At 72.2% G+C, this 26,824-nt stretch carries 29 protein-coding genes; 21 read left to right on the plus strand and 8 right to left on the minus strand.

The window, feature by feature from the left end; genetic code table 11:
• The first annotated feature begins 12 nt into the window (after positions 1-12).
• From ACIQ1J_RS10395 to ACIQ1J_RS10415, 5 genes are all read left to right on the plus strand, one after another.
• On the plus strand, positions 13-300 hold the full coding sequence (locus tag ACIQ1J_RS10395) for a DUF1416 domain-containing protein (RefSeq protein WP_100569102.1): 288 nt from the start codon (positions 13-15) through the stop codon (positions 298-300).
• 108 nt (positions 301-408) lie between these two features.
• Complete coding sequence (locus ACIQ1J_RS10400) at positions 409-675, plus strand: DUF3099 domain-containing protein (protein ID WP_345635902.1); 267 nt, start codon at positions 409-411, stop codon at positions 673-675.
• Positions 676-825: 150 nt separating this feature from the next.
• A complete protein-coding gene (locus tag ACIQ1J_RS10405; RefSeq protein WP_403555907.1) occupies positions 826-1,653 on the plus strand; it encodes a hypothetical protein in 828 nt (275 codons plus the stop codon).
• Entirely contained in the window at positions 1,650-2,411 is a 762-nt protein-coding gene (locus ACIQ1J_RS10410; protein WP_403555909.1) for a hypothetical protein, read from the plus strand. The genes ACIQ1J_RS10405 and ACIQ1J_RS10410 overlap by 4 nt, the downstream gene beginning before the upstream one ends.
• A gap of 383 nt (positions 2,412-2,794) precedes the next feature.
• Entirely contained in the window at positions 2,795-3,622 is an 828-nt protein-coding gene (locus ACIQ1J_RS10415) for a hypothetical protein (RefSeq protein WP_403556626.1), read from the plus strand.
• Between the two features lie 161 nt (positions 3,623-3,783).
• Here ACIQ1J_RS10415 and ACIQ1J_RS10420 read toward each other — a convergent pair whose 3' ends face one another.
• Positions 3,784-4,146, minus strand: a complete 363-nt coding sequence (locus ACIQ1J_RS10420; RefSeq protein WP_403555911.1) for a DsrE family protein — start codon at positions 4,144-4,146, stop codon at positions 3,784-3,786.
• Between the two features lie 260 nt (positions 4,147-4,406).
• On the opposite strand from ACIQ1J_RS10420, the gene ACIQ1J_RS10425 reads away from it, so the two are divergent.
• Genes ACIQ1J_RS10425 through ACIQ1J_RS10435 form a run of 3 tightly spaced genes read left to right on the plus strand, consistent with a single transcriptional unit; the run spans position 4,407 to position 6,428 of the window.
• Positions 4,407-4,982, plus strand: coding sequence for an FABP family protein (locus ACIQ1J_RS10425; protein WP_403555913.1), 576 nt, complete (start codon positions 4,407-4,409; stop codon positions 4,980-4,982).
• A 32-nt stretch (positions 4,983-5,014) separates the two neighbouring features.
• Positions 5,015-5,452 carry a Fur family transcriptional regulator gene (locus tag ACIQ1J_RS10430; protein ID WP_210963610.1) on the plus strand — a complete coding sequence of 146 codons (438 nt, stop codon included), beginning with the start codon at positions 5,015-5,017 and terminating at the stop codon, positions 5,450-5,452.
• Positions 5,453-5,462: 10 nt separating this feature from the next.
• Positions 5,463-6,428 carry a YgfZ/GcvT domain-containing protein gene (locus ACIQ1J_RS10435; protein ID WP_403555915.1) on the plus strand — a complete coding sequence of 322 codons (966 nt, stop codon included), beginning with the start codon at positions 5,463-5,465 and terminating at the stop codon, positions 6,426-6,428.
• Between the two features lie 31 nt (positions 6,429-6,459).
• On the opposite strand, the gene dtd is transcribed toward ACIQ1J_RS10435, so the two are convergent.
• Entirely contained in the window at positions 6,460-6,885 is a 426-nt protein-coding gene (gene dtd, locus ACIQ1J_RS10440; protein ID WP_403555917.1) for a D-aminoacyl-tRNA deacylase, read from the minus strand.
• A gap of 184 nt (positions 6,886-7,069) precedes the next feature.
• Here dtd and ACIQ1J_RS10445 point away from each other — a divergent pair, with 184 nt between their 5' ends.
• The 3 genes from ACIQ1J_RS10445 to ACIQ1J_RS10455 all read left to right on the plus strand — a co-directional run bounded on the left by ACIQ1J_RS10445 (position 7,070) and on the right by ACIQ1J_RS10455 (position 10,679).
• A complete protein-coding gene (locus ACIQ1J_RS10445; protein WP_403555919.1) occupies positions 7,070-7,690 on the plus strand; it encodes an aerial mycelium formation protein in 621 nt (206 codons plus the stop codon).
• Positions 7,691-7,781: 91 nt separating this feature from the next.
• Entirely contained in the window at positions 7,782-8,798 is a 1,017-nt protein-coding gene (locus ACIQ1J_RS10450) for an asparaginase (RefSeq protein WP_403555921.1), read from the plus strand.
• 624 nt (positions 8,799-9,422) lie between these two features.
• Positions 9,423-10,679 carry a GNAT family N-acetyltransferase gene (locus tag ACIQ1J_RS10455; RefSeq protein ID WP_403555923.1) on the plus strand — a complete coding sequence of 419 codons (1,257 nt, stop codon included), beginning with the start codon at positions 9,423-9,425 and terminating at the stop codon, positions 10,677-10,679.
• 167 nt (positions 10,680-10,846) lie between these two features.
• Here the strand turns inward: ACIQ1J_RS10455 and ACIQ1J_RS10460 are convergent, their stop codons facing one another.
• Complete coding sequence (locus ACIQ1J_RS10460) at positions 10,847-11,032, minus strand: hypothetical protein (RefSeq protein WP_403555925.1); 186 nt, start codon at positions 11,030-11,032, stop codon at positions 10,847-10,849.
• Positions 11,033-11,185: 153 nt separating this feature from the next.
• Between ACIQ1J_RS10460 and ACIQ1J_RS10465 the strand changes: the two genes are divergently transcribed.
• Positions 11,186-12,097 (plus strand): FadR/GntR family transcriptional regulator, encoded by a 912-nt coding sequence (locus ACIQ1J_RS10465; RefSeq protein WP_403555927.1) that lies wholly within the window; start codon positions 11,186-11,188, stop codon positions 12,095-12,097.
• Between the two features lie 11 nt (positions 12,098-12,108).
• Here ACIQ1J_RS10465 and ACIQ1J_RS10470 read toward each other — a convergent pair whose 3' ends face one another.
• Positions 12,109-12,297: a hypothetical protein gene (locus ACIQ1J_RS10470; RefSeq protein WP_210963602.1), complete on the minus strand. Its 189-nt coding sequence runs from the start codon at positions 12,295-12,297 to the stop codon at positions 12,109-12,111.
• Positions 12,298-12,445: 148 nt separating this feature from the next.
• On the opposite strand from ACIQ1J_RS10470, the gene ACIQ1J_RS10475 reads away from it, so the two are divergent.
• The 5 genes from ACIQ1J_RS10475 (at position 12,446) to ACIQ1J_RS10495 (ending at position 19,318) form a co-directional block, all read left to right on the plus strand.
• On the plus strand, positions 12,446-13,321 hold the full coding sequence (locus tag ACIQ1J_RS10475) for a winged helix-turn-helix domain-containing protein (RefSeq protein WP_247697207.1): 876 nt from the start codon (positions 12,446-12,448) through the stop codon (positions 13,319-13,321).
• Entirely contained in the window at positions 13,321-14,076 is a 756-nt protein-coding gene (locus ACIQ1J_RS10480) for an HAD family hydrolase (RefSeq protein WP_403555930.1), read from the plus strand. Before ACIQ1J_RS10475 ends, ACIQ1J_RS10480 begins: the two co-directional genes overlap by 1 nt.
• 357 nt (positions 14,077-14,433) lie before the next feature.
• Positions 14,434-16,533: a phosphotransferase gene (locus ACIQ1J_RS10485; protein ID WP_403556628.1), complete on the plus strand. Its 2,100-nt coding sequence runs from the start codon at positions 14,434-14,436 to the stop codon at positions 16,531-16,533.
• Between the two features lie 40 nt (positions 16,534-16,573).
• The gene (locus ACIQ1J_RS10490) at positions 16,574-17,206 is read left to right on the plus strand and encodes a TetR/AcrR family transcriptional regulator (RefSeq protein ID WP_403555932.1); all 633 of its coding nucleotides are present in this window, start codon (positions 16,574-16,576) and stop codon (positions 17,204-17,206) included.
• Positions 17,207-17,251: 45 nt separating this feature from the next.
• Positions 17,252-19,318 (plus strand): HelD family protein, encoded by a 2,067-nt coding sequence (locus ACIQ1J_RS10495; RefSeq protein WP_403555934.1) that lies wholly within the window; start codon positions 17,252-17,254, stop codon positions 19,316-19,318.
• An 11-nt stretch (positions 19,319-19,329) separates the two neighbouring features.
• Here the strand turns inward: ACIQ1J_RS10495 and ACIQ1J_RS10500 are convergent, their stop codons facing one another.
• On the minus strand, positions 19,330-20,223 hold the full coding sequence (locus tag ACIQ1J_RS10500) for an NAD(P)-dependent oxidoreductase (protein WP_403555936.1): 894 nt from the start codon (positions 20,221-20,223) through the stop codon (positions 19,330-19,332).
• A 50-nt stretch (positions 20,224-20,273) separates the two neighbouring features.
• On the opposite strand from ACIQ1J_RS10500, the gene ACIQ1J_RS10505 reads away from it, so the two are divergent.
• From ACIQ1J_RS10505 to ACIQ1J_RS10520, 4 genes are all read left to right on the plus strand, one after another.
• Entirely contained in the window at positions 20,274-20,633 is a 360-nt protein-coding gene (locus ACIQ1J_RS10505) for a winged helix-turn-helix transcriptional regulator (RefSeq protein ID WP_403555938.1), read from the plus strand.
• 236 nt (positions 20,634-20,869) lie between these two features.
• Positions 20,870-21,355: a helix-turn-helix domain-containing protein gene (locus ACIQ1J_RS10510; RefSeq protein ID WP_403555940.1), complete on the plus strand. Its 486-nt coding sequence runs from the start codon at positions 20,870-20,872 to the stop codon at positions 21,353-21,355.
• A 76-nt stretch (positions 21,356-21,431) separates the two neighbouring features.
• Complete coding sequence (locus ACIQ1J_RS10515) at positions 21,432-22,043, plus strand: hypothetical protein (RefSeq protein WP_403555942.1); 612 nt, start codon at positions 21,432-21,434, stop codon at positions 22,041-22,043.
• A 117-nt stretch (positions 22,044-22,160) separates the two neighbouring features.
• A complete protein-coding gene (locus ACIQ1J_RS10520; protein ID WP_193776347.1) occupies positions 22,161-22,496 on the plus strand; it encodes a DUF2516 family protein in 336 nt (111 codons plus the stop codon).
• A 218-nt stretch (positions 22,497-22,714) separates the two neighbouring features.
• On the opposite strand, the gene ACIQ1J_RS10525 is transcribed toward ACIQ1J_RS10520, so the two are convergent.
• The 3 genes from ACIQ1J_RS10525 to ACIQ1J_RS10535 form a co-directional block, all read right to left on the minus strand.
• The gene (locus ACIQ1J_RS10525; protein WP_403555944.1) at positions 22,715-24,130 is read right to left on the minus strand and encodes a PP2C family protein-serine/threonine phosphatase; all 1,416 of its coding nucleotides are present in this window, start codon (positions 24,128-24,130) and stop codon (positions 22,715-22,717) included.
• Positions 24,131-24,436: 306 nt separating this feature from the next.
• Positions 24,437-25,561, minus strand: coding sequence for an NlpC/P60 family protein (locus tag ACIQ1J_RS10530; protein ID WP_403555946.1), 1,125 nt, complete (start codon positions 25,559-25,561; stop codon positions 24,437-24,439).
• A 334-nt stretch (positions 25,562-25,895) separates the two neighbouring features.
• A complete protein-coding gene (locus tag ACIQ1J_RS10535; protein WP_403555948.1) occupies positions 25,896-26,708 on the minus strand; it encodes a class I SAM-dependent methyltransferase in 813 nt (270 codons plus the stop codon).
• Positions 26,709-26,824 lie beyond the last annotated feature (116 nt).

The raw sequence follows: 26,824 nt of genomic DNA on the forward strand, positions 1-26,824 counted from the left end.
CAGGAGTACGACATGTGCGGTGCGAAGGCCGGCGGCCCCGACGCCTCGACGATCAAGCCCGGTGAGACCACGATCCAGGGTCAGGTGACCCGCGACGGCGAGCCGGTGACGGGCTACGTCCGTCTGCTGGACTCCACCGGAGAGTTCACGGCGGAGGTCCCGACCTCCGCGACGGGCCAGTTCCGCTTCTACGCGGCCGAGGGCACCTGGACCGTACGGGCGCTCGTCCCGGGCGCCAGCGCCGACCGCACGGTCGTCGCCCAGCAGGGCGGACTGGCGGAGGTCGCGATCGCCGTCTGACGGCACGCGGCACGCGGCACGCGGCAAGCGACGGCCGAAGGGCCGCACCCCACGGGTTGGACGCCCGGGGTGCGGCCCTTCGGCGTGTCCGGACCTACCCTGGGACGTATGTACGCGCGGCGGCGGCATCGCTACTTCGTGATGATGGGCGTCTGCATCGCCCTGTTCGTCCTGGCCTGGGGCGTCGTCCGCCTCTGGTCGGTCCCCGCGGCCGTCGGCATGTGCGTGGTCGCCATGGTCATCCCGCCGCTCGCCGCGATGGTCGCCAACCGCCGCGGCCCGGACGACCGCTGGTGGGACGACCCCTCCGGCGACCCGAAGTCCGACGAGTGGTGGGACGAGCTGGACGGAAAGAAACGCCCGCACTCCCGGTAGCGGCGCCTGCGTGCCGCGCCCGGGGCGCGCACCGGGTGCACAGCGTCGGGGCCGAATCGTGATCAACGTGGCCGCAACCCCGGTCGTCGGCTGTGGGTCTCCTGGGTGCGCGCATACGGAACGCGCACTTCACGTTCTGTGGGGGACGTCATGGAAGAGGAACCAGCGATACCCGCGGCACCGGCCGCGCCGACGCCACCGGAGGTCCGCACGCCGCCGATCGGCGGCGCGGGTTCGTCCGGGCCCGTCGAGGGGGCGGGACGACGTCGGCGGCGCGGGCGCGCGGCCCTGCTCATCACCGCCGCCGCCGTGCTGGGCCTGGTCGGCGGTACCTGCGCGGGAGTGCTCGTGCAGGCGGGCCGGGAGCCGACGAAGCTGCCGCCGCTGTCGCAGGCCACGCTCGCGCGCAGCGCCGGGAAGGCACCGGAACCGCTGCCCGCCGACCAGGACCGCAGGGTACGGACCGACGGTGACCTGCGTGAGCTGTTGCTGAAGAAGCCGCAGGGGGCGCGGGAGGCCGAGTGGCTGGAGAGCGCCGACGGCTGGATGGACCTCGCGACCTACGCCGAAACCTTCGGAAGGCCGGACGAGCAGTTCTCGCAGTACATCCAGGACGAGTTCCGCCGGGCGGCCGTCACCGGCTGGGACGTCGGGGACCACTACAGCGTCGAGATCCGCCTGATCCAGTTCCGTCAGGAAGAGGTCATGGCGGCCCGTGAGGCCGGCGACAACGGCCGGCACTGGGCCGGGTGGGCTCGGGAGGAGGACACCGACAGATGGGCGATTCCCGGCACCGGTGACGGCGAGGCGTTCGTGCACAACCGCTCCGAGGCCGGGCCGGGCTCTGCGCCGGTGTACAAGGCCGAGGCGCACGCGTGGCGTGGCGACATCCAGATGGAGGTCTGGGTGACCGGCACGAAACGGATCAACAAAAAGCTGATCATGGATCTGGCCGAGCGGCAGATGGAGCGGTTGTGAGCGAGAAGCGGGCGGGGCGCGGGCGGTGGGCCGGTGTCGTCGCGGGCGGGCTGCTGGTCGCCACGGTCGTCGGTGCCGTCGGGTACACGGTCGACACGGTAAAGGACGCCGCCCGGGACGCGGGCGCGCCCGTTTGGGCGTCCCCCGAGGCCGCGGCGGACAGCGAGCAGCCGGCGGCCGGAGCCACCGGACTGGCCCGGGCCCTCGTGCCGTACCGCCCCGACGGCTGGACGCGTGGGCCCGACCTCGGGGAGTTCGGGGCGGACGTCGCGTTGAGCGGTGCTCAGGCGACCGCTTTGAGCAAGGAGTCGCTGAGCTCCCTGCCCCGCTCGCAGCGCAGGGAAGTGGAGAAGGAGATCGAACGCCGGCACATCACGGGCGTGGCCATGCGCAGCTACGCCGACACCGGGGGCTTCCACGACGGCGAACTGACGGGCGCCCTCTCCCTGACCGTGGTGCTGACCCGAATGGAGGACCGGGCGGCAGTGCGTTCCGGGGCGGCCAACCAGAACGCGTTCTTCGAAGCCCTGGACGTCTTCCGGGCGGGACCGCGCATCGAGGGCCACAAGGACGCCCGGTGCTACCGCCTGCCCGCTGACTCGGACGAAGGACTCGACATGATGTTCTGCGCCGCCTATCGAGGCGACGTGCTGGTCTCCGCCGTGGGCGAGGGGGTGCGGCCCTTCGGCGCCAAGAGCGTCGCCGCGCTGCTGACCGAGCAGCTCGACCGTATCGCCGAGCCCGGGGAGGCGGTGTGACCGAGCAGACGGAGCGGGGTGAGCAGACGGAGCAGACGGAGCGGGGTGAGCAGACGGAGCGGGGTGAGCAGACGGAGCAGACGGAGCAGACGGAGCGGGGTGAGCAGATGGAAGCGGCGGAGTCGATCGAGCAGACGGAGTCGATCGAGCAGGCCGAGTCGATCGAGCAGACGGAGTCGACCGAGCAGGCCGAGTCGGCCGAGCAGACGGAGTCGACCGAGCAGGCCGAGTCGATCGAGCAGGCTGAGTCGATCGAGCAGGCTGAGTCGATCGAGCAGACGGAGTCGACCGAGCGTGCCGAGTCGATCGAGCAGACGGAGTCGACCGAGCGTGCCGAGTCGATCGAGCAGGCGGCTCGTCCGGTCCCACCCGTCCTGCCGCCCATGCCCGAGACTCCGCCCGTGTTCCCGGACGCCGACCCGGCGAGGACGCCCCCGGTGGTGACGGAGGACCGCCGTGCGCCGCGTGCCGTGCTGCGCTGGACCGCGGCCGTCGCCCTGTTCGCCGCCGTCGGGTCGGCGACGGCGTACGGCATCACACGGACGGAGCGGACAGACGTACCCGGGCTGGCGACACAGTCGGACGGGCGATGGTCCTACCCTGCACTCACCAGGCCGCCGCTGCCGTCCGGCAGTCCCGGACCGTTCGCCGAAGCCAACAGGGCGGGTACCCACTACGCCGACCTGCGCGCCCTCGTGCTGCCGGCGCCCGAGGGAGCCAAGCCCGACAAGGAGTTGCACGGCACGGACGGCTGGCTTGCGACGGACGTCTTCCTGAAGGAGTACCGGGACTCCGCGGAACACGACGAACTGCGGCAGAAACTCGTCGACCACGGGCTGCGCCACATCGCCGCTCGCGGTTGGACCACCGATGACGGCACCCACACCCGTGTCTACCTGCTGCAGTTCGACACCGCGGCGGTTGTGGACGAGTTGCGCAACCGTCATCTCGCGTCGTACAGCGGTCCTCGCTACGCCGTGCGCGGTGCGGAAGAGACCGTCCCCGACGACGGTTTCCCGAGTGAGGCCCAGATCGACGACCTGTCGTACGCCCTGTACACCGAACCCGAGCCCTACGGCACCGAACAGGTCCGCCAGGCATACCTCGGCGCCGGTGACGTGCTGGCCGTCGTCCTGCAGAGCCGCAAGGGCGAGGCGGAGGCGGTGCCCTTCCAGCAGACCGTGGCTCTGCAGGGCCTGCTGCTCCGCTGACGGCCCTGCACGCGGCGGACGGACGCTACGTCACCGGGCGCGTGCCGAGCGGGCAGGTCCACCTTGAGAGCGTGAGCATTTCGCCCTCAGTTGTCCTCGGGGCGCTCAGACGAGCGCCCCGAGGACACTTCTCCGTCAACTGTTCACGCTTTTCAGCAGGGTCAGTAGACGAGGGCCTGCGTGTCGTCGGCCAGCGCCTCCTGTACGAAGACCTGGGCGCCCGCGATGCGTACGCCCTCGATGACGTCCTTCTCGGCGAGGTCGCGGCGGGCCGCGCACTGGGTGCACAGGGTCAGCCGGCCGCCCGCCAGGATCGAGTCCAGCAGGTCGGGCAGCGGCGCGGCGTGCGGCAGCTCGAACTCGGCCGCGCGTCCCGGCACCGCGAACCAGGCGGACTCGCCGGTCAGCCACAGCGAGACGTCGACCCCGCTGGCCACGGCCACCGCCGCCACCGTGAACGCCTGGGAGCACCGCTCGGGCGCGTCGGCGCCCGCCGTCACCTTGATCACGAGCTTCTTCGCCATGGCCGCATGGTACGGCGCACTGGAGGGTGCACCTCACAAAGTGGCGCCGCCCCGGGCCGCGTAAGCTGGGCCACGGCCCTGTGCACGCAGCGCACCCGGCGCACGCACCGCACTCCGCTTTACCGAGGAGCACCCCGTGGAGATCTTCTTCGAAGCCCTGCTGGTCCTGGTCTGCGTCGGCGTCCTCGCCTTCGCCGGTCTGACCGTGAAGAAGCTGTACCAGGGCCAGCGCTGATCACCGACGCCAGGAAGTACCGCTCATGATCGAGATCCCGTCCGACCTCCACAAGGACCTCGTCCCCCTCGCCTTCCTGCTGGGCGACTGGGCGGGCGCGGGTGTGCACGACTTCCCGGACGCCGAGAAGTGCAACTTCGGCCAGGAGGTCTCCTTCGGCCACGACGGCCGGGACTTCCTGGAGTACCGGTCCCACACCTGGGTCCTCGACCAGGACGGGAACAAGGTCAGCCCGCTGGAGTCCGAGTACGGCTTCTGGCGCATCGACGCGAACCGCAGGGTCGAGGTCACGATGACCCGCGACGACGGCGTCATCGAGATCTGGTACGGCGAACTGGCCGACCAGAAGCCCCAGATCGACCTGGTCACGGACGCGGTGGCCCGCACCGCGGCCTCGCGGCCCTACACCGGCGGCAAGCGGCTGTACGGCTACGTCAAGAGCGACCTGATGTGGGTGGGCGAGAAGCAGACCCCCGAGGTCGAGCTGCGCCCCTACATGTCGGCGCACCTGAAGAAGGTCGTCACCCCGGAGGACGTCGAGCGCTGGGCCAAGGCCCTGCCCGATGACATGCCCGACGACGGGATCGCCTTCTTCAAGTAGGCCCCCGCCCAAGAGGTCCTAGACTCGTGGGTGTGGTGAGCACCGACTGGAAGAGCGATCTCAGGCAGCGCGGCTACCGGCTGACCCCGCAGCGGCAGCTGGTCCTCGAAGCCGTGGACACCCTTGAGCACGCGACCCCCGACGACATCCTCGGTGAAGTGAGGAAGACGGCGTCGGGGGTCAACATTTCCACCGTCTACCGCACGCTGGAGCTCCTGGAGGAGCTGGGGCTGGTCAGCCATGCCCACCTCGGGCACGGCGCGCCCACCTACCACCTGGCCGACCGGCACCACCACATCCACCTGGTCTGCCGGGACTGCACCAACGTGATCGAGGCCGATCTGTCGGTGGCCGCCGAGTTCACCGCCAAGCTGCGGGAGCAGTTCGGCTTCGACACCGACCTGAAGCACTTCGCGATCTTCGGCCGGTGCAATGACTGTTCCCTGAAGGGTTCAACTACCGAGTCGTAGGCTAGAGGCTATGAAGAGCCCCCTGCTGTCCCTGCCCGGCGCCGTCCCAGCCGAGGGCGTGGACGAAGGCGTCGCCGCCCACTACGGCGACCTGTTCCGCGAGCAGCGTGCCCTCGCCGACGGCACCGGCTTCGTCGACCTCTCCCACCGCGGTGTCGTCGCCGTCACCGGCGACGACCGGCTGAGCTGGCTGCACCTGCTGCTCACCCAGCACGTCAGCGACCTGCCGGCCGGCGAGGCCACCGAGGCGCTGATCCTCTCCGCGAACGGCCACATCGAACACGCCCTGTACCTCGTCGACGACGGCACGACCGTCTGGGCCCACGTGGAGCCCGGCACCCAGGAGGCGCTCATCGCCTACCTGGAGTCGATGAAGTTCTTCTACCGGGTCGAGGTCGCCGACCGCACCGCCGACACCGCGGTCGTGCACCTGCCGGCCGGCTCGATCACCGAGGTCCCCGAGGGCGTCGCCGTCCGGCAGACGCCGTACGGCCGTGACCTCTTCCTGCCGCGCGAGGAACTGGAGGCGTTCGCCGACCGGGCCGGTCCGCCGGCCGGGATCCTCGCGCACGAGGCGCTGCGCGTCGAGCAGCACCGCCCCCGCCTCGGCTTCGAGACCGACCACCGGACCATCCCGCACGAGCTGGGCTGGGTCGGGACGGCGGTCCATCTCCAGAAGGGCTGCTACCGGGGGCAGGAGACCGTCGCCCGGGTGCACAACCTCGGCAAGCCGCCGCGCCGCCTGGTCTTCCTGCACCTGGACGGCAGCGAGGTCCACCTGCCGCCGAACGGGGCCGAGGTGCGCCTCGCCGACGACGGCCCCGACGGCCGGAAGATCGGTTTCGTCACCACGTCCGTACGCCACCACGAGCTGGGTCCGGTCGCCCTCGCCCTGGTGAAGCGGAACGTGCCGGTGGACGCCCGCCTGATGGCGGAGGAGACGGCGGCGGCCCAGGAGACGGTCGTGGAGCCCTGAGAGCGCCTGGCCCCGGGAGGAGCCCGGGGCCTCAGACCTCGACGATCACGGTGAACGGGCCGTCGTTCGTCAGCGACACCCGCATCTGTGCGCCGAAGCGGCCCGTCGCCACGGTCGCGCCAAGGGCGCGCAGTCGTGCGACGACCTCGTCGACGAGCGGCTCGGCCACCTCGCCGGGTGCGGCGGCGTTCCAGGTGGGGCGGCGGCCCTTGCGGGCGTCGCCGTAAAGGGTGAACTGGCTGATCACCAGCAGCGGTGCGTCGATGTCGCTGCACGACTTCTCGTCGTGCAGGATCCGCACCGACCAGAGCTTGCGGGCCAGTAGCGCCGCCTTCTCCTCGGTGTCGTCGTGGGTGACGCCGACCAGGACGCACAGACCCTCGCCGTCGATCGCTCCCACGGTCTCGCCGTTCACGACGACGTTCGCGCCGTCCACCCGCTGTACCACTGCACGCATCCCGTCATGATGCCGTGCGCCCCTAGGGTGAGGGCACATGGGCCCGTACCGGGGGTTTTTTCGCTCCCTACCCCCCCATCTGGGGCCGATCGGGGCCGATCGTGGGCACTCGGTCACATAGCGGCCACTTGGGGTGGCACGATGCTCTCCAGAGGCCGGTCGAGGGGACGGACGGTAGAGGCACATGAGTACACCGAGTACGGGGCAGCCGCTTGGGACTGTCGCGTTGACATATCCGGGTGGCCTGGAGGCGCCCCGGCCGCCCGTGCAGCGCACGGACAGCCCGGAGCTGCCCGCGGATCGTCCGGGGCACGACCTGATCGCGCTGAGCCTGCCGGAGCTGCGCACGCTGCGCCGGGACGCGCAGCGCGACGAGGCCGACCTGAGCTACGTACGACGGCTGCTGCAGGGCCGTATCGACATTCTGCGTGCCGAGCTTGCGCGGCGCCGCCCGGCGTCCGTGGTGACCACCGCGGCGAAGGGGCCCGTGGTCGAGCGGCTGTCGGAGATCCTGACCGACGCGCCGGCCCGGCAGCGTTCCTCCGCGCGGCATGTGACGCTCGGCACGCCACGGAGCGAGGAGTGCCGGCGGCTGGCCGCGGAGATGCTCGGCGAGGTCGAGCTGTCCGATCTGACGGCCCGCACCGACGTCGAGCTGACCGCCGGAATGGGCCGGCTCGTGCGCTACGAACAGCAGATCTCCCGTCGGCGGCAGCGGCTGCAGCGCACGGCCGACGACTGCAGCGCGGAGATCGCACGCCGGTACCGTGAGGGGGAAGCACAAGTCGACGACCTGCTCGTGTGACACGAGGGGCGGCTTCCGGAGCCGCCCTCCGGTGCCCGGCGATCCCGGGCCGTCGCCGCGGGCGGGCCGTCCGTCCGGAAGGCCACCACCGATGCCCGCGTCGCACCCGTTCCCTCCCCCGACGGCCCAGCCGTCCCAGCCCGCGCCCACGTCCGCCCTCGCGCCGGTCGTACCGCCCGTCCTCGCCGAGGTCGTCCGGTCCGGTTTCGTCGAGGGGCGGCACCGGGGCAGCCTGGTCGTACTGGGCGCCGACGGCGCCGTGGAGCTGGCGCTGGGGGAGGTGACGGCGCTGGTCTTCCCGCGCTCCTCGAACAAGCCGATGCAGGCGGCGGGCGTCCTGCGGGCCGGCCTGGACCTGGCGGGGGAACGGCTGGCGCTGGCGGCCGCGAGCCATTCCGGGGAGCCCTTCCACCGCGGCCTGGTCCGAAAGATGCTGGACGAGTACGGCCTGGACCCGGACCTGCTCCAGTGCCCGCCCGACCTGCCCCTGGACGTGGAGGAGCGGGAGACGTACTTGGCGTCGGGCGCGGGGCCCGACCGGGTCACCATGAACTGCTCCGGCAAGCACACCGCGATGCTGGCCGTCTGCGCGCAGCGGGGCTGGCCGCTGGAGTCGTACCTCGACCCCGGGCACCCGCTCCAGCGGATCATCCACAGGGTTGTGGAGGACGCCGCGGGCGAACCCGTCGCCGCCGTCGGCACGGACGGGTGCGGGGCGCCGCTGATGGCGGTCAGCCTGGTCGGGCTGGCCCGCGCCTTCCGCTCCTTCGCCGGTGCCGAGCCGGGATCGGCCGAGCGCCGGGTCGCCGACGCGATGCGCGCCCACCCCGAGTACGTCGCCGGTACCCGCCGCGCCGACACCTGGCTGATGCGCGAGGTGCCCGGCACGCTCTCCAAGATGGGTGCGGAGGCCGTCCAGGCAGTGGCCCTGCCGGACGGCCGCGCCCTGGCCTTCAAGGTCGAGGACGGCTCGACGCGGGCCCTGGGTCCGGTACTGGCCCGCGCGCTGACGCTGCTGGGTGTGGAGGGGCCGGTGGTCGACCGCATCGGCCGTGCACCCCTGCTGGGCGGCGGACGCGAGGTGGGGGAGGTCCGGGCGGCCTTCTGAGAGCGGGCGGCGCCTTCTGGGTCCGGGCGACGGCTTCTTGGGCCGGGCGGCGCCTTCCGGGGTCGGGCGGTTTCCGGGGTCGGGCGGTTTTTGGGGTCGGGTGGGTCTCCGAAACCGGGCGGTTTCCGAGGCCGGGCCGGTTTCCGAGGTCGGGCGGCGCCTTCCGGGGTCGGGCGGTTTCCGAGGTCCGGCGGGTCTCCGGATCGGGCAGGTTTCCGAGGTCCGGCGGGTCTCCGGGGCCGGGCGGCGCCTTCCGGGGTCGGGCGGTTTCCGGGGTCGGGCGGCGCCTTCCGAGGTCCGGCGGGTCTCCGGGGTCGGGCCGGTTTCCGAGGTCCGGCGGGTCTCCGGGATCGGGCGGGTTTCCGACATCCGGCGGGTTTCCGAGGCCGGGCCGGTTTCCGAGGCCGGGCGGGTCTCCGAGGTCCGGCGGTGCCGAAACCGGGCGGTTTCCGAGGCCGGGCGGGTTTCCGAGATCGGCGGGTCTTCGAGATCGGCCGGCCCTCCGGGGATGGGCGGGCTCCGGGATCGGGCACCCTGCCGAGGTGCCGCAGCGGGCGGCTCACGGGACGTCGGCGCGGGCAAAACCGCGCGACGCCGGTTCGGTCGCCGACCTACCGTGGGCACATGACCCGCCGCACCGACATCGACGTACGTCCCATCACCGAGGCCGAGTTCCCCGACTGGAACCGCGCCCTGAACACCGGGTTCCTGATGCCGCCCGCCGTCGCCGCGGAGCAGTTGGAGGCCCGGCGCAACCAGTTCGTGCCCGGCCGGCTGCTCGGCGCCTTCGACGGCGACCGCTGTGTGGCGACCTTCCGGTCCTTCGACCAGCAGGTCACCGCCGTGGGCGGCACGCCCGTACAGGCCGACGCCGTCTCCAACGTCACCGTCACCGCGACCCACCGCCGCCGCGGCCTGCTCACCCGCATGATGGCCCAGGACCTGGCGGCGGCGAAGGGCCGCGGGGACGTCGTCGCGACGCTGATCGCGGCCGAGTACCCGATCTACGGCCGCTACGGCTTCGGCCCCGCCACCACCATGACCGAGTGGAATGTCGACGTGCCGCGCGCCGGTCTCGACGCGCGCTGGGCGGCCCCGGAGGACGGCGGCCGGATCGACCTGGTGGACGGCGAGGACGTCCGCAAGCTCGGCCCCGAACTGCACGAGCGGCTGCGCCGGGCCCAGCCGGGCGCGGTCAGCCGGTCCGAGCTGTGGTGGCAGATCCGGACCGGGTTGGTGAGCACGGACGGCTCACCCTGGACCGAGCCCTTCTACGCCGTGTACCGCTCGGCGGACGGCGAGGTCGAGGGCATGGCCTCCTACCGGGCCGACGCCAAATGGGGCGACGCCAAGCAGCCGCTGAACACGGCGACCGTCGACTGGCTGCTGGCCGTGACGCCGGACGCCGAGCGCGCCCTGTGGCGCTACCTGTGCTCGATCGACTGGGTCATGACCTTGAAGAGCGGCTGGCGGGCCCCCGACGACCTGCTCCCGCACCTCCTGCCGGACCCGCGCGCGGCCAGGATCACCACGCAGGCGGACTGGCTGTGGGTGCGGATCCTGGACGTCGTACGGGCGCTGGAGGCGCGGACGTACGAGGGGCGGGGCTCGCTGGTGCTGGAGGTCGTGGACCGGGGAGGGCTGACCGGCGGGCGGTGGCGGCTGGAGGCGGGAGCGGACGGGGCGTCCTGCACGCCGACCACCGAGAGCGCCCACCTCGTGCTCGACGTGGCCGAGCTGGCGGCGCTGTGGCTGGGCGACGAGTCGGCGGTACGGCTGGCCGCGCTCGGCCGGGTCCGGGAAGAACGAGCGGGCGCCGCCCGTGTGGCCGACGCCCTGCTGCGTACGTCCAGGCGGCCTTGGTGCCCGGACATGTTCTGAGGTGGCTCCCTTCTGCCGGTGACGGTGGGTGTGCGCATCCGTAGCGCTTGCTCTTCGGTTGTGGCTGTCGTGCCGTTGTTCAGTTGTGGTTGTCGTGCGTCGTGCCTGCTGACTGCCCGGGCTCCCGGCTCCCCTCCGGAAGGGGGCCCGGACAGCAGTACGCCGGTTCAGCCGGACTGGGCGAGCAGCATCACGAGGATCACCGCGCCCACACCGCCGATCATGGTGTTCCTCGCCCTGATGCCGATGGACAGCGCGACGAACGCGATGATGCCCATGGGCCCGTACTTCCATTGCACGAGTTGCTCGAACCCGATGGCCAGAGCGGCGACGACGATGGCGATGAGCGGCATGGTGGACCCCCTGTCACCGTGGTGGCCAACCCTCTGAAGGTTCGACCACGTTGCTCAAGTTGGCTGCCAACTTCACCTTACTTATCTCCGCTTGGGTACGTCTCATAACCACCTTTCCGTGAACTGCCCAAAGATGGCGAGAAGTTGTAGTGTTTGGTCGTGGAGCCGGAACATGCCCCCGTCAACGGACGGAAGAGACCGCAGCGGCCACAGAGAACACACCGCGAGGTGGCCGACGAACTGCGCGCCCGGATCAGGTCCGGTCGGCTGCAGCCGGGCCAGCGCATGCCCACCCAGGCCCAGTTGGCCGACGAGTTCGGCGTGGAGCGGGGCACCGTCCGCCAGGCCCTGCGCATCCTGCAGTCGGAGCGTCTGCTCACCAACGTGTCCAAGGGGAGCCCCGCGACCGTCGCGCCCGACCTCCACAGCGCCCTGACCGGGCCCGGGGCAACGCCGATGCCCACCACGGTCGCCCTCGCGCCCCGGATCGCCGAGGCCTTCGCCGCCCCGCACGTCGAGATCGACGCCCTGTGCCTGACCTCGGTCTCCCTCACCCTCGCCCTCGGCGAACCGCTGAGCCAGATCCACGCGGGGCGACTGAAACCGGCCAAGATCGACGTACGCGTTCTGCTGCCGAGCCGGAGCATCGCCCTGGCCTTCCCGGTGGCGGTGGCGGGCCGCGGGGCCGGCGACCCGGTGCACGAGCGGTGGCTGGCCATGCGCAACGCCCAGGGACAGGTGCTCCGGCACAACCTGCTGGGCCTGCGGGCCACGCACGGCATCGACGTGCGCGTGACCTTCCGCGCGCTGCCCTTCACGCCGCCGGTGAAGCTGTACGTGCTCAACGGCGCGGAGGCCCTCTTCGCGTACTACACCCTCAGCCGGCGTGAGCAGGAGATCGACCACGAGCCGATGGAGATGTACGACGCGGAGGGCATCCGCTCGACGCTGTTCGCCTTCGAGCAGGGCGGTGGCCTGCGCGACGGGGTGTTCGTGAAGCAGTCGCGGCTGTGGTTCGACGCGCTGTGGGAGACGATCAGTTCGGAACTGCTGCTCACCGCCTGATCACCTCCCGGTCACAGCGCGGGACCCGCGACCAGCAGGGCCAGCACCACCGCTCCGACGGAGCTGACGGACGGGCTCTTGGCCTTGATGCCGATGGTGAGCAGGAGCAGGCCGACGATGCCGGAGACGCCGTACTTCCACTGGACGATCTGCTCGAAGGCGACGACGAGGACGGCGGAGACAAGGGCGAGAACGGGCATGGTCTTTCCCCCTTCGGAAGTTTGGGACGGAAAACTTCCGCCAACTAGACCAAGTTGGCAACCAACTCTGACTATGTTGTCCCCACTTGGCTACTATCTATAAACAAGTTTCAAACAACTCCCTGTAGGTAGGCCGAAGTTGTAGCGTTTGGTCGTGACTCAGGAGAACGTGTCCGTGAACGGCAGCAGAAGGCTCTCGTCGCAGGAGATCGCCGAGATCCTGCGGGAGCGGATCCGCGGGGGAGACCTCAAGGCGGGCGACCGCCTGCCCACCCAGGCCGAACTGGCCGACGAGTTCGAGGTGGAGCGCGGCACCGTCCGCCAGGCCCTGCGGGCGCTCCAGGAGGACGGCCTGCTCACCAACGTCAGCAAGGGCAGCCCGCCCCGCATCGCCGAGCCGGCCACGCCCCGGGGCGAGCCGCAGCCGACGATGGTGGCGCTCGGGCCGCGGCTGTCGGAGGCGTTCTCGGCGCCGCGGGTGCGGGTCGACGTCGTCTGCCACACCTCGGAGACGCTGATGCTGGCCCTGAGCGAGCCGCTCCGCCTGATCCACGAGGGCCGCATCCACCCGGAGTCCATAGACTTCCGCGTCCTGATGCCGTCGCGGGACATCGAGCTGGCCTTCCCCGTCCTGGTCGAGGACGAGGAGGACGACCCGGTCCACCAGCGCTGGCTCCAGATGCGCAACGCCCAGGCCCGGGTGCTCCAGCACAACCTGCACGCCGTACGCTCCACCCATCGCGTCGACGTGCACATCGCCTTCCGCGCACTGCCCTTCACCCCGCCGATGAAGCTCTACCTGCTCAACGGCGACGAGGCGCTCCTCGGCTACTACATGCTCACCCGGCGCGAGGAGGAGTACGAGAGCAGAACGCTGGAGATGTACGACGCCCTCGGCTCCCAGTCGCTGCTGTTCTCCTTCCTTAAGCGGGCGGGTCACCGGGACGCGGTGTTCGTGGAGGAATCACAGAAGTGGTTCGACGCCCTCTGGGAAACCATCACCTCGGACATGACACTCTCCTAGTGACTTCCGATACGGATCAGACGGAACCGGTGGCCGGGCAGGCCGATGGGCTGAGGGATCTGGTCCTGGGCGCCCGGTTCGTCCTCTGGGACTTCGACGGCCCCGTCTGCAGGCTGTTCGCGGGCTACTCCGCGGACCGGGTCGCGGGCGAACTGGTGGACTGGCTGGCGCGTTTGGGGCTCAAGGAGCTGCTGAGCGAGGAGGAGCAGGTCCACCCGGACCCGCACGTCCTGCTGGGAGCGGTCGACCGCAGACGGCACCGCAGTGACCTCGCGGCCGACTTCGAGGAGCGGCTGACCCGTGAGGAGCTGCGCGCCGTGCCCACCGCGCGGCCGACGGCGTACGCGGACCCCCTGATCCGGACCTGGACCGCGCTGGGTGTCGGACTGGCGGTCACGACCAACAACTCGCCGCGCGTGGTGGGCGAGTACCTCGCCACGCGGGGCCTGCTGGACTGCTTCGCCCCCCACATCTACGGCCGCACCCGGGATCTGCACCTGCTCAAGCCCGACCCGTACTGCCTGAACCGGGCCCTCGCAGCGATGGGCGCCGCCCCCGGGCAGGCCCTGATGGTCGGCGACACCACGTCCGATCTGACCGCCGCCCGACGGGCCGGGGTGCCGTTCCTGGGCTACGCACGCAACGACGAGAAGGCGAAGCTCCTGAGACAGGCCGGCGCGGACACGGTCGTGCGCTCACTGGAGCCGGTACTGAGGCTGCTGTGGGAGGACGGCCGGGTGCGCGGTCCCGCCTGAGTCACGACGCCGGGACGTTCTCCGGCCCAGGCCGCCGGCCGAACCCGTCCGACGGGTGTCCGGGGTCCGGGTGGCGGGTCGATTCGCCCGTTCCGGTCACCCGAGTTGCTCAAGTGCGTTCCGGATACTGGAGTACTTCCAGCGGGCCACGTGTCCCGGCTGTACTGTGTGCCCACTTTCTTCTCGCACCATGAAGATCTGGCGCGTCGCAAGTCCCTCCTGGAGCACTCCGTGAGTCGTCCGTCCCCGCTTGGCAAGCCGGCACTGGAGCGGGCGGCGGACGAGGCGTTCGACCGGTTCCTCGCCCACGCGACGGCACTGGGGCGGTTCGGGCGGGGGCACCACAACCTCAACTACATGGTGCGCCCCCTCACCGCCGAGGACTCGAGGCTGGTCGCCGCCGAGAACGGCGCGCCGGTCACCGTCCGCAAACGCGTCCCGTCCGCCCTGCCGGTGGTGATCCGGACCTGGCAGGACGAGGCCGACCTGCTCAACCGCATCCGGGGTGTGCTGCACAACGTCCCGCGCTGTCTGGCCAGGCACCGTGACGTCGTCGTCCTCAGTTACGTCGAGGGCGTGCCCCTGTCGAGCGTCTGCCCGGGCGACACGCCCGTCGACCACGACCTGATCGTCGCGCTGGCGGGGCTGCTCGCCGACATGACGCAGGTGCGCAGGCAGCACCTGCCTCCGCTGCCGGTCTCCTGGCCCCGGTCCGGCCGGGACGGCGGCGCGTTCCTCAGAGCGCTGGCGTTCGCGGCCGAGGAGCAGATCAGGCAGCGCAACCGGGCGGAGTTCGGCGGCCTGTTCGCCATGCTGGGCATCCCGGAGGACGCCATGGTCCGGCTCGCCGAACGGGTGCCCGCCCTCGTCAGCCGCCCGTTCAGCCTGCTCCACACGGACCTGCACCGGGACAACGTGATCGTCTCCAACGGCGGGAACCACCCGCTGATCTGCATCGACTGGGAACTGGCGAGCTACGGCGATCCCCTCCACGACCTCGCCACCCACCTGGTGCGCATGCGCTACCCCGACTACCAGTGGCCGGAGGTCGTCGAGGCGTGGCGCAAGGTGATGGGGGAGCGGCGCGGCAAGGCCGTCAACGGCCTGGACCGGGATCTGAGGCACTACGTGGCGTTCGAGCGGGCCCAGTCCGTCTATCCGGACGTCATGCGGGCCGCGAAGTCGCTCGGTGACCACTTCGACCAGCGGGACCTGGACGCCGCGACCCGGGCGGTGCACCGGGCGCTGGTTGCGGCGGAGGAACCGTTGCGTCTGAGGAGCGTGCCGGACGAGCCGGCCATCGAACGCGTCCTCTTCCGGTGGAACGAGTCGCACGGCGTCCGGCCCGGCCGGGAGCGGACCCCCGGCCAGATCGTGTGGGAGCGCGACCGGCGGGTCCGCATCCGCGGTGACTTCCCCGCCCGGGCGGTCAGCCGGGCGCTGCTGGAGGAGGGCGCGGCCGCCGCCGACCGGGTCTTCAGGGGGACCGCACATCTGAACACGGCCGTGCATGTCGAGGGCGTCGGCTTCCCCGTCATGGTCCGCCGGAAGGTGGGCACCGCCGGATCCCTGGAGCGCCGGTTCCTCAGCGAGCACGCCGTGCTGACGGCGATCGAACGCTCCGGGGCGCGCGTAAGGGCTCCGCGGGTGCTGGCCCTGGGCACCAGCGGGCTGCACGAGCAGTTCACCATCCACTCCTACGAAGGGCCGGCCGGTGGCTTCCGGCCCCCGGAGCACCCCGAGCACGGGCTGCGCCCGCACGAGGCGGACGACCTCGTGGACCAGTTGGGCGAGCTGGCCGGGGTCGAGTGCGGAGAGCTGGACCCGTTGAACGGGGCCGCCTTCTATCCCTGGCTGCGCGGCGAGCTGGTGCGCATGGTGAGCGAGCTGCCCAAGGCCACGATGGACCTGGCCCGCGAACTGGGACTGCCGGACAACGTGCGGCTGGCCGAGATCCTCACCCGGCACACCCTGAGCCGGCGCAGGCCCGTACTGCTGCACGGTGACCTCAACCCGTGGAACCTGGTACGCCGCCCGGACGGGGGCCTGACGCTCATCGACTGGGAGATGGCCATGGTGGGCGATCCCCTGTACGACCTCGTCCGCCACATGCACCTCACGCCGACGCGGCCGGAGATCCGCGACCGCATGTTCCGGCGGTGGGAGCGCCGGCTGCCGCCCGACTGCGCCCGCGACTGGCACGACGACTGGCGTGTGTACCGGTGGATCGAGACCGTCCGCTCCGCCTACGTCGACCTCCACCGCCTGGTGACCGGAGCGGGCCTGGAGGCACCCAACGTCAAGCGCGCCGTCCAGGCCTACGCGATGACGCTGGCCGAGGCCACGGCCGCCCTCGGCCTGCCGGGCAAGTCCATGGCCACTCCCTGCCTCGCCCGCGCGCTGCCGCACGGAGCCCGCGGGAGGCCACGGGCGGCCCTGGTCCCGGCGGACGCCTGAGCCGTCATCGGGGCCGGCGGACCCGGCGTAGGGTCGTCGCATGGTGGAGACCGGCCTGCGTGAGCGCAAGAGGCAGCGGACGATCCAGTCGCTGTCGGACATCGCCATCGGCCTCTTCGTGGAGAAGGGGTTCGACGCGGTGTCCGTCGCCGAGGTGGCCGCCGCGGCCGAGGTGTCCAAGCCGACGCTCTTCCGGTACTTCCCGGTGAAGGAGGACCTCGTCCTGCACCGCATCGCCGACCACGAGGGCGAGGCGGCACGGGTGGCGGGGGAGGGACCGGCGCCGCTCGCCGCGCTGCGCCGGCACTTCCTGGCGGGGCTGGAGCGGTCCGACCCGGTGACCGGGCTCAGCGACGATCCCGACGTGCTCGCCTTCCACGCGCTGCTCTACGGCACCCCCGCCCTCGTCGCCCGGCTGCACACGCACCTGGAGCGGTCGGAGCACGCGCTCGCCGAGGCCCTCGGCGGCGGCCTGGAGGCCAGGCTGGCCGCCGGGCAGATCACCGCCGTGCGGCGGATCCTCGCGCAGGAGAACTGGCGCCGGATCGCGGGCGGAGAGGGTGTGGCGGAGGTGCGGGGCGATGCCGTGGCGGCGGCGGAGCGGGCGTTCGGCAGGCTGGCGGCGGGGCTGCCGGGGCTCGACCGGCCGGAACCCGACGCGTCTCGCGTCTGAGTAAACAATGTAACTCGGTAACGTTATTCAGGTACGCTCGATGGAATGACGTCACCCGACTCCGACTCCGCCCTCCAGCAGACCCTCGCCCAGGAACGCGCCCACCACGACCACTGCCGTACCGCTCTCGCCGCCATGGTCGACGGCGCCCGGGAACACGTGGTCACCGGCGAGGACGTCTCCGCCTCCGGTGCCGACGCCGAGGTGCTCGGCCACCGGCTGCGCAGCCGGGCCAGGACGCTGCGCGAACTGCCCGAGGGACCGCTGTTCTTCGGACGGCTGGACTTCGCCGCGGCCCAGGACACGGACACCGGGGGCGACCCCGCCGGGCTGCACGTCGGCCGGTTGCGGATCACCGAGCACCCCGCCGCCCCGCCCCTCGTCGTCGACTGGCGCGCCCCCGTCTCCCGGGCCTTCTACCAGGCCACCGCCGGCGACCCGCGCGGTGTCGCCGTCCGCCGCCGTTTCGGGTGGGCGCCCGGCAGCCGCGGGGACTCGGCCGACCTCACCGGGCTGGAGGACGAGCGGCTCGGCCGCGGCGAGTCCCGGGCGAGCGACATCGTCGCCCGCGAGATCGAACGGCCCCGCGTCGGACCCATGCGGGACATCGCCGCCACCATCCAGCCCGAGCAGGACGACCTCGTCCGCGCGGACCTCACCGCCACGGTCTGCGTCCAGGGCGCCCCGGGCACCGGAAAGACCGCCGTCGGACTGCACCGGGCCGCGTACCTGCTCTACACCCACCCGCAGCGCATCCGGCGGGGCGGAATGCTGATCCTCGGCCCCAACCCCACCTTCCTCTCCTACATCGCCGAGGTACTGCCCGCCCTCGGTGAGACCGGCGTCCGGCAGTCCACGCTCCCCGAGGAGATCGCCCGGCACCCGGTCACCGGCACCGACGACGAGCGGGCCGCCGCCGTCAAGCACGACGCCCGGATGGCCGAGGTGCTGCGCCGCGCCCTGTACGCGCGCGTGGCCGCCGGCGCCGCCGACTCCCTCGCCGTACCGGACGGCTCCTACCGCTGGCGGGTCCCGGCGGACGAGTCGGCCCGGATCGTGGCGGACGTACGGGACGAGGAACTGCTCTACACCGTCGGGCGGGAGCGGGTGCGGGCCCGGATCGTGCGGTACGTCCAGGATCTGGCCGAGCGGCGCGCCGGGCCGCGGACGGACGCCTGGGTGCGCCGGATCGAACGGTCCCGGCCGCTCGGCGCGTACCTCGACTCCGTCTGGCCCCGGACGCGTCCCGAGGAGGTCGTGGCGCAGCTGCTCGGCGACCCCGGTGAGCTGGCGCGGGCCGCCGACGGGCTGCTGGACGACGACGAGCAGAAGGCGGTCCGGTGGCCGGCGGCCGGTGCGCCGCGGTCGTGGCGGTCGGCCCGCTGGTCCGCCGCCGACCTGGTCCTTCTCGACGAGGCCGCCGGGCTCCTCGAACACCCCGAGGGCTACGGGCACATCGTCGTCGACGAGGCCCAGGACCTCTCCCCGATGGAGTGCCGGGCCATCGCCCGCCGGGCCGCCTTCGGATCGCTCACCGTCCTCGGCGACCTGGCCCAGGGGACCACGCCGTGGGCGGCGCGGTCGTGGCGGACGGCCCTCGCGCACCTGGGCCGGCCGGAGGCGGCCGTGACGCCGCTGACCACCGGCTTCCGGGTGCCGCAGGCGGTTGTCGGCCTCGCCAACCGGCTGCTGGCGCGGCTGGACGTGGACGTACCGGCGGCTCGCTCCTCGCGCGGGGACGGCGAACTGACGATGCGCCCCGCCGCGCCCGGGGAGGTCGGGAGCGCGGTCGTCGGCGCCGTACGGGCCGCTCTCGCCCGGGAGGGTTCCGTCGGTGTCGTCGCCGCCGACGCGGACGTGCCCCGGACGCGGGACGCCCTCGCCGCCGCCGGGATCGCGGCGGCGGGGCCGGAGGCGCTGGGCGCCCGGGTGGCCGTGGTGCCCGCGAGTGTCGTCAAGGGACTGGAGTACGACCACGTCGTCGCCGTCGAACCGGCGGCGATCGCGGAGGCGGAGGGCACCGGCGGGCGGGGCCTGCACCGGCTGTACGTGGTGCTCACCCGCGCGGTGTCCCGGCTGGACGTGGTGCACGGGCGGCCCCTGCCCTTCTGACGTCCCGCGGGTCAGCTCCGGCCGATCACCTCGGCGACCCGGGTGAACCCGTCCGTGCCGTGCCCGAGCGCGATGACCCGCCGGGCCTGCCCCTCGATCACGCGCATCACGCTCGCGTCGATGCCGTGCGCCTCGGAGGCGTGGACGACGTGCGCCATGGTCGAGGCGGCCGAGGTGATCGGATTCAGCTCGCCCGAGTACGTACCGGCGTCGGTGTCGGCGGCGAACTCGGTGAACAGCGGCGGCAGGATCGCGGCGATGCCCTGGGCGAAGGGGGCGAGTTCCGCGCCGGTGACGCCCTCCGCGCGGGCCACGGCGAGGGCGTGCGCGTAGCCACCCATCGCCGTCCAGAAGATGTCGAGCAGCGCGATGTCGTAGGCCGCGGCCCGCCCGGGGTCCCCGCCGAGGTGGGTGTGGGTGCCGCCGAGCGCCGCCAGCACGGGCCGGTGCTCCCGGTACAGCTCCTCGGGGCCGCTGTGCAGGAACACCGCGTCGTCCGTGCCGATGGCCGGGGCCGGCGTCATGATCGCGCCGTCCAGGTAGCGGACGCCGTGCCGGCCGGCCCACTCGGCCGTGTCCCGGGCCCGCTCGGGGGTGTCGGCGCTCAGGTTCACGACCGTCCGGCCCTTGAGGGCGGCGGCGACGGCGTCCTGGCGCAGTACGGCGTCCGATGCGTCGTAGTTCACCACGCAGACGACGGTCAGCGGGGAGGCGGCGACCGCCTCCTGCGCGGAGCGGGCCGGGACCGCGCCCCGGGCGGCCAGGCCGGCGTCCCGGCCGGGCGTCCGGTTCCAGACGGTGGTGCGCAGCCCGGCGGCCACGAACGCCTCGGCGAGCGCCCGGCCCATCGGGCCGAGGCCGAGAACGGTGACGGCGGCGGCAGACTGGTCGGTGTACACGGACATGTTCCAACTCCCGTAACGTGGTGAGCAATTGCTGAGGAAAGGGGCACGGCATGGCGCATCGCCGTCAGGATCCGAACGTCTGCGGAGTAACCGCCGCGATCGCCGTGATCGAGGGCAAGTGGAAGACGACGCTGCTGTGGCTGCTGGAGTCCGGCCCGCAGCGGCCGGCCGAACTGCGCCGGCGGGTGCCCGGCCTCACCGAGAAGGTGCTGACCCAGGCGCTGCGCGAGATGGAGGCGGACGGACTGGTGGACCGGCGGGTGTACGACGTGCTTCCGCTGAAGACGGAGTACTCCCTGACCGCGTTCGGCCGCGACCTCGCCGAGGCCCTCTCTCCTCTCTCCGACTGGGGCCACCGGCGCCTGGACAGGCTGGCCGGGCCGGAGACCGCCACCCGCGCGGCCTCCTGACGATCACCCGCCCCATCAGCTTCGGCCGAGGGGTGCGCGCTGCCAAGTACGCACAAAAAGGTGGGTAGGCCCGTCCTGCCCCGGACGGGCCGGGGGACGGCGACGGCGCGGAGTTGCTCCGCAGTCGCTGCGAGCCGGTGTGACCTCGCGCCCGGAGGCGCACGTTCCGACACGCGGAGGCACACTATTGCAAGCGCCTGCTTGCAATAGTTAGCGGCGTGGTGCATCGTGGAGGCATGGCATCGCTCAACGTCGGCAATCTCGGTGAGTACCTGCGCGAGCAGCGGCGCAACGCGCAGCTGTCGCTGCGGCAGCTCGCCGACGCCACGGGCGTGTCCAATCCCTACCTGAGCCAGATCGAGCGCGGGCTGCGCAAGCCGAGCGCGGAGGTGCTCCAGCAGGTCGCCAAAGCGCTGCGGATCTCCGCCGAGACGCTGTACGTGCGCGCGGGGATCCTCGACGCGGAGCGCGACCGGGACGACGTGGAGACGCGTGCGGTCATCCTCGCCGATCCCTCGCTGAACGAGCGGCAGAAGCAGGTGCTGCTCCAGGTCTACGAGTCCTTCCGCAAGGAGAACGGATTCGGCGCCGGCGCCGACGACGAGGTGCCGGCTCAGGACGCGACGGCGGGCGACGCCGCCGAAGGCGGGGCCTCCATACCGGGCCTCGGCCCACGTACGACCGGCGGCAGTGACGCCGGCCCGCAGCAGACGGCCGGATGAGCGGGAACGAGTAGCCGGCCGGGCGCGGGACCACCACGAAACCCTCAGCCGAACGCAATACCGGAGGACCATCACCATGGCCATCACCGACGACCTGCGCAAGACCTTCAGCGACCCCACCCCGCTCTACTTCGCCGCCGGCACCGCCGACCTGGCCTTCCAGCAGGCCAAGAAGGTGCCGGTGCTGGTGGAGCAGCTGCGCGCCGAGGCGCCGTCCCGCATCGAGGCCGTGCGCAACACCGACCCGAAGGCCGTCCAGGAGAAGGCGACGGCCCGCGTCAAGGAGACCCAGGGGACCCTCCAGGCCAAGGCCAACGAGCTCTTCGGCTCCCTCGACACCGACCTCAAGAAGCTCGGCGAGAGCGCCCAGGACCTCGCGCTGCGCTCGGTCGGCGTCGCCGCCGAGTACGCCGTCAAGGCCCGGGAGACCTACGAGAAGGTCGCCGAGCGCGGCGAGCACGCGGTCCGCACCTGGCGCGGCCAGGCCGCCGACGGCATCGAGGACATCGCCGAGGAGGTGGAGGAGCTCGCCGTGGCCGTCGAGCCGGCCAAGCCCGCCAAGTCCGAGCCGGTCGAGGTCACGGGGGACAGGACCGCCGCGGCGAAGAAGGCCCCCGCTCCGCGCAAGGCCCCGGCCAGGAAGAGCACCAACGGCACCGCCAAGAAGACGACGCCGCCCGCCAAGTAACCGGCGACGGGTACCGCGGGTACGGTACGGGCCGGGCACCCTTGGGGTGTCCGGCCCGTTCTCCGGGTACGGTGACCGCGTAGAGACGATCCGAGTCTGGTGGTGGACGTTGTGCTGATGCAGGGGTTCGCAGGCTTCATGTGGCTGCTGAGCATCGCCCTGATCCTTTTCAGCGGCTTCGCGTTGGTCGACGCCGCCGTGCGCCGTGAGGACGCCTACCGCGCGGCGGACAAGAAGACCAAGCCGTTCTGGCTGATCATCCTCGGGATCGCCTTCGTGGTGAACCTGATCTTCAACATCCTGTCGTTCCTGCCGATCATCGGGCTCATCGCGACGATCGTGTACATGGTCGACGTACGGCCCGCGCTGCGCGGCCTGCCGGGCGGCGGCCGCAGCAGCCGCCGCGGCTCCAGCAGCGACGGCCCCTACGGCCCGTACAACGGCGGACGCTGAAGCGCCACCGCGCCCCGCAGGGGCGCGGGGAACCGCGCGACCAGCCACAACGGACCGGCAGGCGGGGCGTCACGGTCACCCGTACGGCGATCGACCCGTGCGGCGATCGGCCCGTGCGGCGATCGACCCGTGCGGCGATCGACCCGTGCGGCGGTCACTCGTACCGCGGTCACACGCACCGCAGTCGATCCGTACCGCGGGCGTCGCGTCCGCCCCGCTCAGGGCGTCCGGTCCAGCAGAACCACTGCCACGTCGTCCGCCAGTTCGCCGCCGTTCAGCTCGCGGACCTCGTTGACGGTCGCCCGCAGCAACTGCTCACCCTGCAGCCCCTCGGCGAACTGACGGCGGACCATCTCCACCATGCCGTCCTGGCCGAGCCGCTCCCGGCCCTCGCCGACGTGGCCCTCGATCAGGCCGTCGGTGTAGAGCATCAGGCTCCACTCGGCGCCCAGTTCCACCTGCGTCCGCGGCCAGCGGGCGCCCGGCAGCAGCCCCAGCGCCGGGCCGTTGTTGTCGTAGGGCAGCAGCCGTGCGGGCGTGCCCGGACCGGCGACCAGGGGTGACGGGTGCCCGGCCAGGCACAGGCCGGCGCGGCGGCCGTCCGGGGCTATGTCCACGGCGCACAGGGTCGCGAAGATCTCGTCGTCCGAGCGCTCGTGCTCCAGCACCTGCTGGAGCGTGCCGAGCAACTCGTCGCCGCAGAGACCGGCCAGGGTCAGCGCGCGCCAGGCGATCCGCAGCTCCACGCCGAGCGCGGCCTCGTCCGGGCCGTGCCCGCAGACGTCGCCGATCATGGCGTGCACGGTGCCGTCCGGGGTGCGGACGACGTCGTAGAAGTCGCCGCCGAGCAGGGCACGCGAGCGGCCCGGGCGGTAGCGGGCGGCGAAGCGCAGCGAGGAGCCGGCCAGCAGCGGGGTCGGCAGCAGGCCGCGTTCCAGACGACGGTTCTCCTGGGCGCGCAGTCGGCCCTCGGCCAGGCGCCGCTCCGCGGAGTCGGACCGCTTGCGCTCGACGGCGTAGCGGATCGCCCGGCTCAGCAGCCGGCCGTCGAGCTCGTCGCGGAACAGATAGTCCTGGGCGCCGACCGCCACGGCCTCCGCGCCGCGCTCGGCGTCGCTGGAGGAGGTCAGCGCGAGCACGGCGTGCCGGGGCGCGAGCTCCAGCACGTGCCTGAGCACGGCCAGCTCGTCGTCCCCGCTCCCGTCACCGTCCCCGTTGCCGTCGGCGCTCGCGCGGGCCGGGGCGGGCGCCGACAGTGCGAGGTCCAGCAGGATGCACTGGACGTCGTCGGTCAGCAGCCGCTCGGCCTCGGTGAGGTTGCGGGCCGTGCGCACGCGGATCGGCTTGCCGGACTGGTCGAGCAGGTCGGGCACGATCGGCGAGCCGCCAGGATCGTCCTCGATCAGCAGCAGCGTCAGGTTGGTGGGGGCGGTGCTCCCGTGCTGGTCCGTGGTCTCGTTCGTGGTCTTCTCGCGCTTCTCCGTGGGGTTCTCTCGCCGAGCGGTGGGGTTCTCGGCCGGGTTCGTCCCGGGCGTGGCCTGTTCCTTGGAAGGGCCGCTGTCCGGAGACACGGCGGGCGCCTGACCGCACTCCGCGGCCGGGATCGCCCTCTGCCGCGGTACGGGTACGGGCATCGTCTTGGTTTCCTTCCCTCCCCCCGAGGGCATGGCGGGGCGAGGGACCTCGACCCACCGACGGGGACCATAGCGGGTGACGGTGCCGCTGCGGAATGGTCCAGAACACGTCGGTCGGCCATCGGACACTGTCATATGCCGCGTTCCGTACCGCAGTTGGACACGTCGACCGGGGACCTGGGATGACGAACGTCACGCGGGGCGGGGAGCCGGGCGTGGACTGGGTCACGTGGCCCGTTTCACGGTCCGGCGCGAGGGGCGTGGACTGGGTCACGTGGCCCGTTTCACGGTCCGGCGCGGCCCGCGTCACTCCCGGGGCGTCGCTCCCGCGCCCGTGCCCGCGCCCGTGTCCGGACGTACGACGCCGAGGATCGGCATCGTGCCCGCCCCGGCGAGCGTGATCGAGCGCCCTGGGCGCGGGGCGTGCACGACGGAGCCGTCGCCGACGTACATGCCGACGTGGCTGGCGTCGTCGAAGTAGATGATCAGGTCACCGGGGCGCATGTCCTTGACGCCGACGCGCTTGAGCTGCTTCCACTGCTGCTGCGAGGTGCGCGGTATCGACTGCCCCACCGACACCCAGGCCTGCGAGGTCAGGCCGGAGCAGTCGTAGGCCTTCGGGCCCTCGGCGCCCCACTGGTACGGCTTTCCGATCTGTGCGGTGGCGTACTCGACGGCCTTCCTGCCCCGCTCGGTCGCCTCGGTGTCGAGGTCCTTGAGGATTCCGGAGTCGAGCCAGGCGGTCTGGGCCTTGGCCTGGGCCTCCCGCTCCAGCCGGGCGAGGCGCTCCTTCTCGTCCTTCTCCAGCTCGGACTCCAGCTTCTCGGCCGCCGCGATCTGCTTCTCGGTCTTCTTCTGGGCGGTGGCCTTGGCCTTGCGGTTCGCCTCCAGCTTCTTGAACTGGGCGGAGGCGTCCGCCGCGTAGGTCTTCAGGTCCTCCTGGGCGCGCGTCATCTCGCCGAGCAGGCCCTTGGTCGCGCGCTGGCCCTGGGTGACCCGGCCGGTGCCGTCGAGGAAGTCCTCGGGGTCGTCGCTCAGGAGCAGCTTGGCCTCGTCGGGCAGGCCGCCGGTGCGGTACTGGGAACGGGCCGCGGCACCCGCCCGGTCCTTCAGCCCGTCGAGCCTCTCCTGGCCCTTGACGATCTTCTTGGCCAGTTCGACGATCTCGGCGGACTGCTTGTCCGCCTTCTCCTCGGCGGCGTTGTACTCGTCCGTGGCGGAGGCCGCCGCGCGGTAGAGCTTGTCGAGCTTCTTGCGTACGGCTTCCAGGTCCTTGCCGGCTGTGGCGGCCGGGGACGGTGCGGCGCTCGGGGTGCCGGGTGAGGGGGTGGGCCCGGGGTCCGCGAACGCCGTGCCCGGTGCCGCGAGCACGGTGACCGCGCAGACCACGGTCACGGCAGCGGTCATCAAGCCATGCTTCCCCGTACGCATACCTCGCCCCCAAACTGGTTAACCGTCAGTAACATAGGTCGCCTGGGGGATCGTGCCATGCCGGCGTGGAAAGCGACAGAGGTTGTGCTTTCCTTGCGCTTCCCCTCCCTTGCCCCTTCCTTGCCCCTTCTGCCTCGCTTCCTGCCCCACTTCCGTCTTCGCGTGCGGCTTCCCCCGGCTGTGTGACGAACGCCGTGCGGAGATCGTTCCCGCCCGCCGGGCCGGTGCGCCGCTCGCCCTGCGTGGCTCGTGCGCCGCTCGCCCTGCGTGGCTCGTGCGCCGTTTCACGCCTGCGGCTCGTGCGCTGCTCCACGCCTCTGGCTCGTGCGCCGTTTCACGCGCGCGGCGCCAACGCCTCCCACCCCACCGTCACTTCGCCCTGCCGCCACCGCGCCGGCCCGTCCGTCACCGGCCAGTCGGCCGCCAGGTCCCGCACGGTCCGCATCCAGCGCTGGCGGGCGCCGTAGGAGGCGTAGGGCGCGGCGGCGGCCCACGCGCGGTCGAAGTCGCGCAGGAAGGCGTGCACGGGCTCGCCGGGGACGTTGCGGTGGATCAGCGCCTTCGGCAGCCGTTCCGCCAGGTCGGAGGGGCGGTCCAGCGAGCCCAGCCGGGTCGCGAAGGTGACCGTGCGCGGCCCCTCGGGGCCGAGTGCCACCCACACGTGCCGGCGCCCGATCTCGTCGCAGGTCCCCTCGACCAGGAGCCCGCCGCGGGACCGCCCCGACGCCGGCGCGAGCCGCGCGCACAGTCGCTGCCAGGCGGCGGCCACCTCGTCCTCGTCGTACTGGCGCAGCACGTTCGCCGCGCGGATCAGCAGCGGGGGCCGGCGGACGGGGACCTCGAAGCCGCCGTGCCGGAAGGCGAGCCCCGCACGCGCGTACGGCTCGGCCGCCGCCACCCGCGCCGGGTCGATCTCGACGCCCACCACGCGCGCGTGCGGGGCGACCGTGCGCAGGCGGTGCAGCAGCTCGACGGCCGTCCAGGGGGCCGCGCCGTAGCCGAGGTCGACGGCGACGGGATCGGCGGCGCGGCGCAGCTCGGCGCCGTGGACGGCCGCGATCCAGCGGTCCATGCGGCGCAGCCGGTTCGGATTCGTCGTCCCGCGCGTGACAGTGCCCACAGGGCGGGGGAGGGCACGGGAGGGCATGTGTACGAGGGTATGCGGCTCGGCCCGCTCTCTTTGACGCAACCAACGCTCGAACGGTTGAGCGATCAGCGGTAATGATTCGGCAAAGGTCGGGAAACCGGAAATGGAGCACCGTC

The sequence above is a fragment of the Streptomyces sp. NPDC097107 genome (assembly GCF_044762405.1).
Classification (GTDB): domain Bacteria; phylum Actinomycetota; class Actinomycetes; order Streptomycetales; family Streptomycetaceae; genus Streptomyces; species Streptomyces thinghirensis.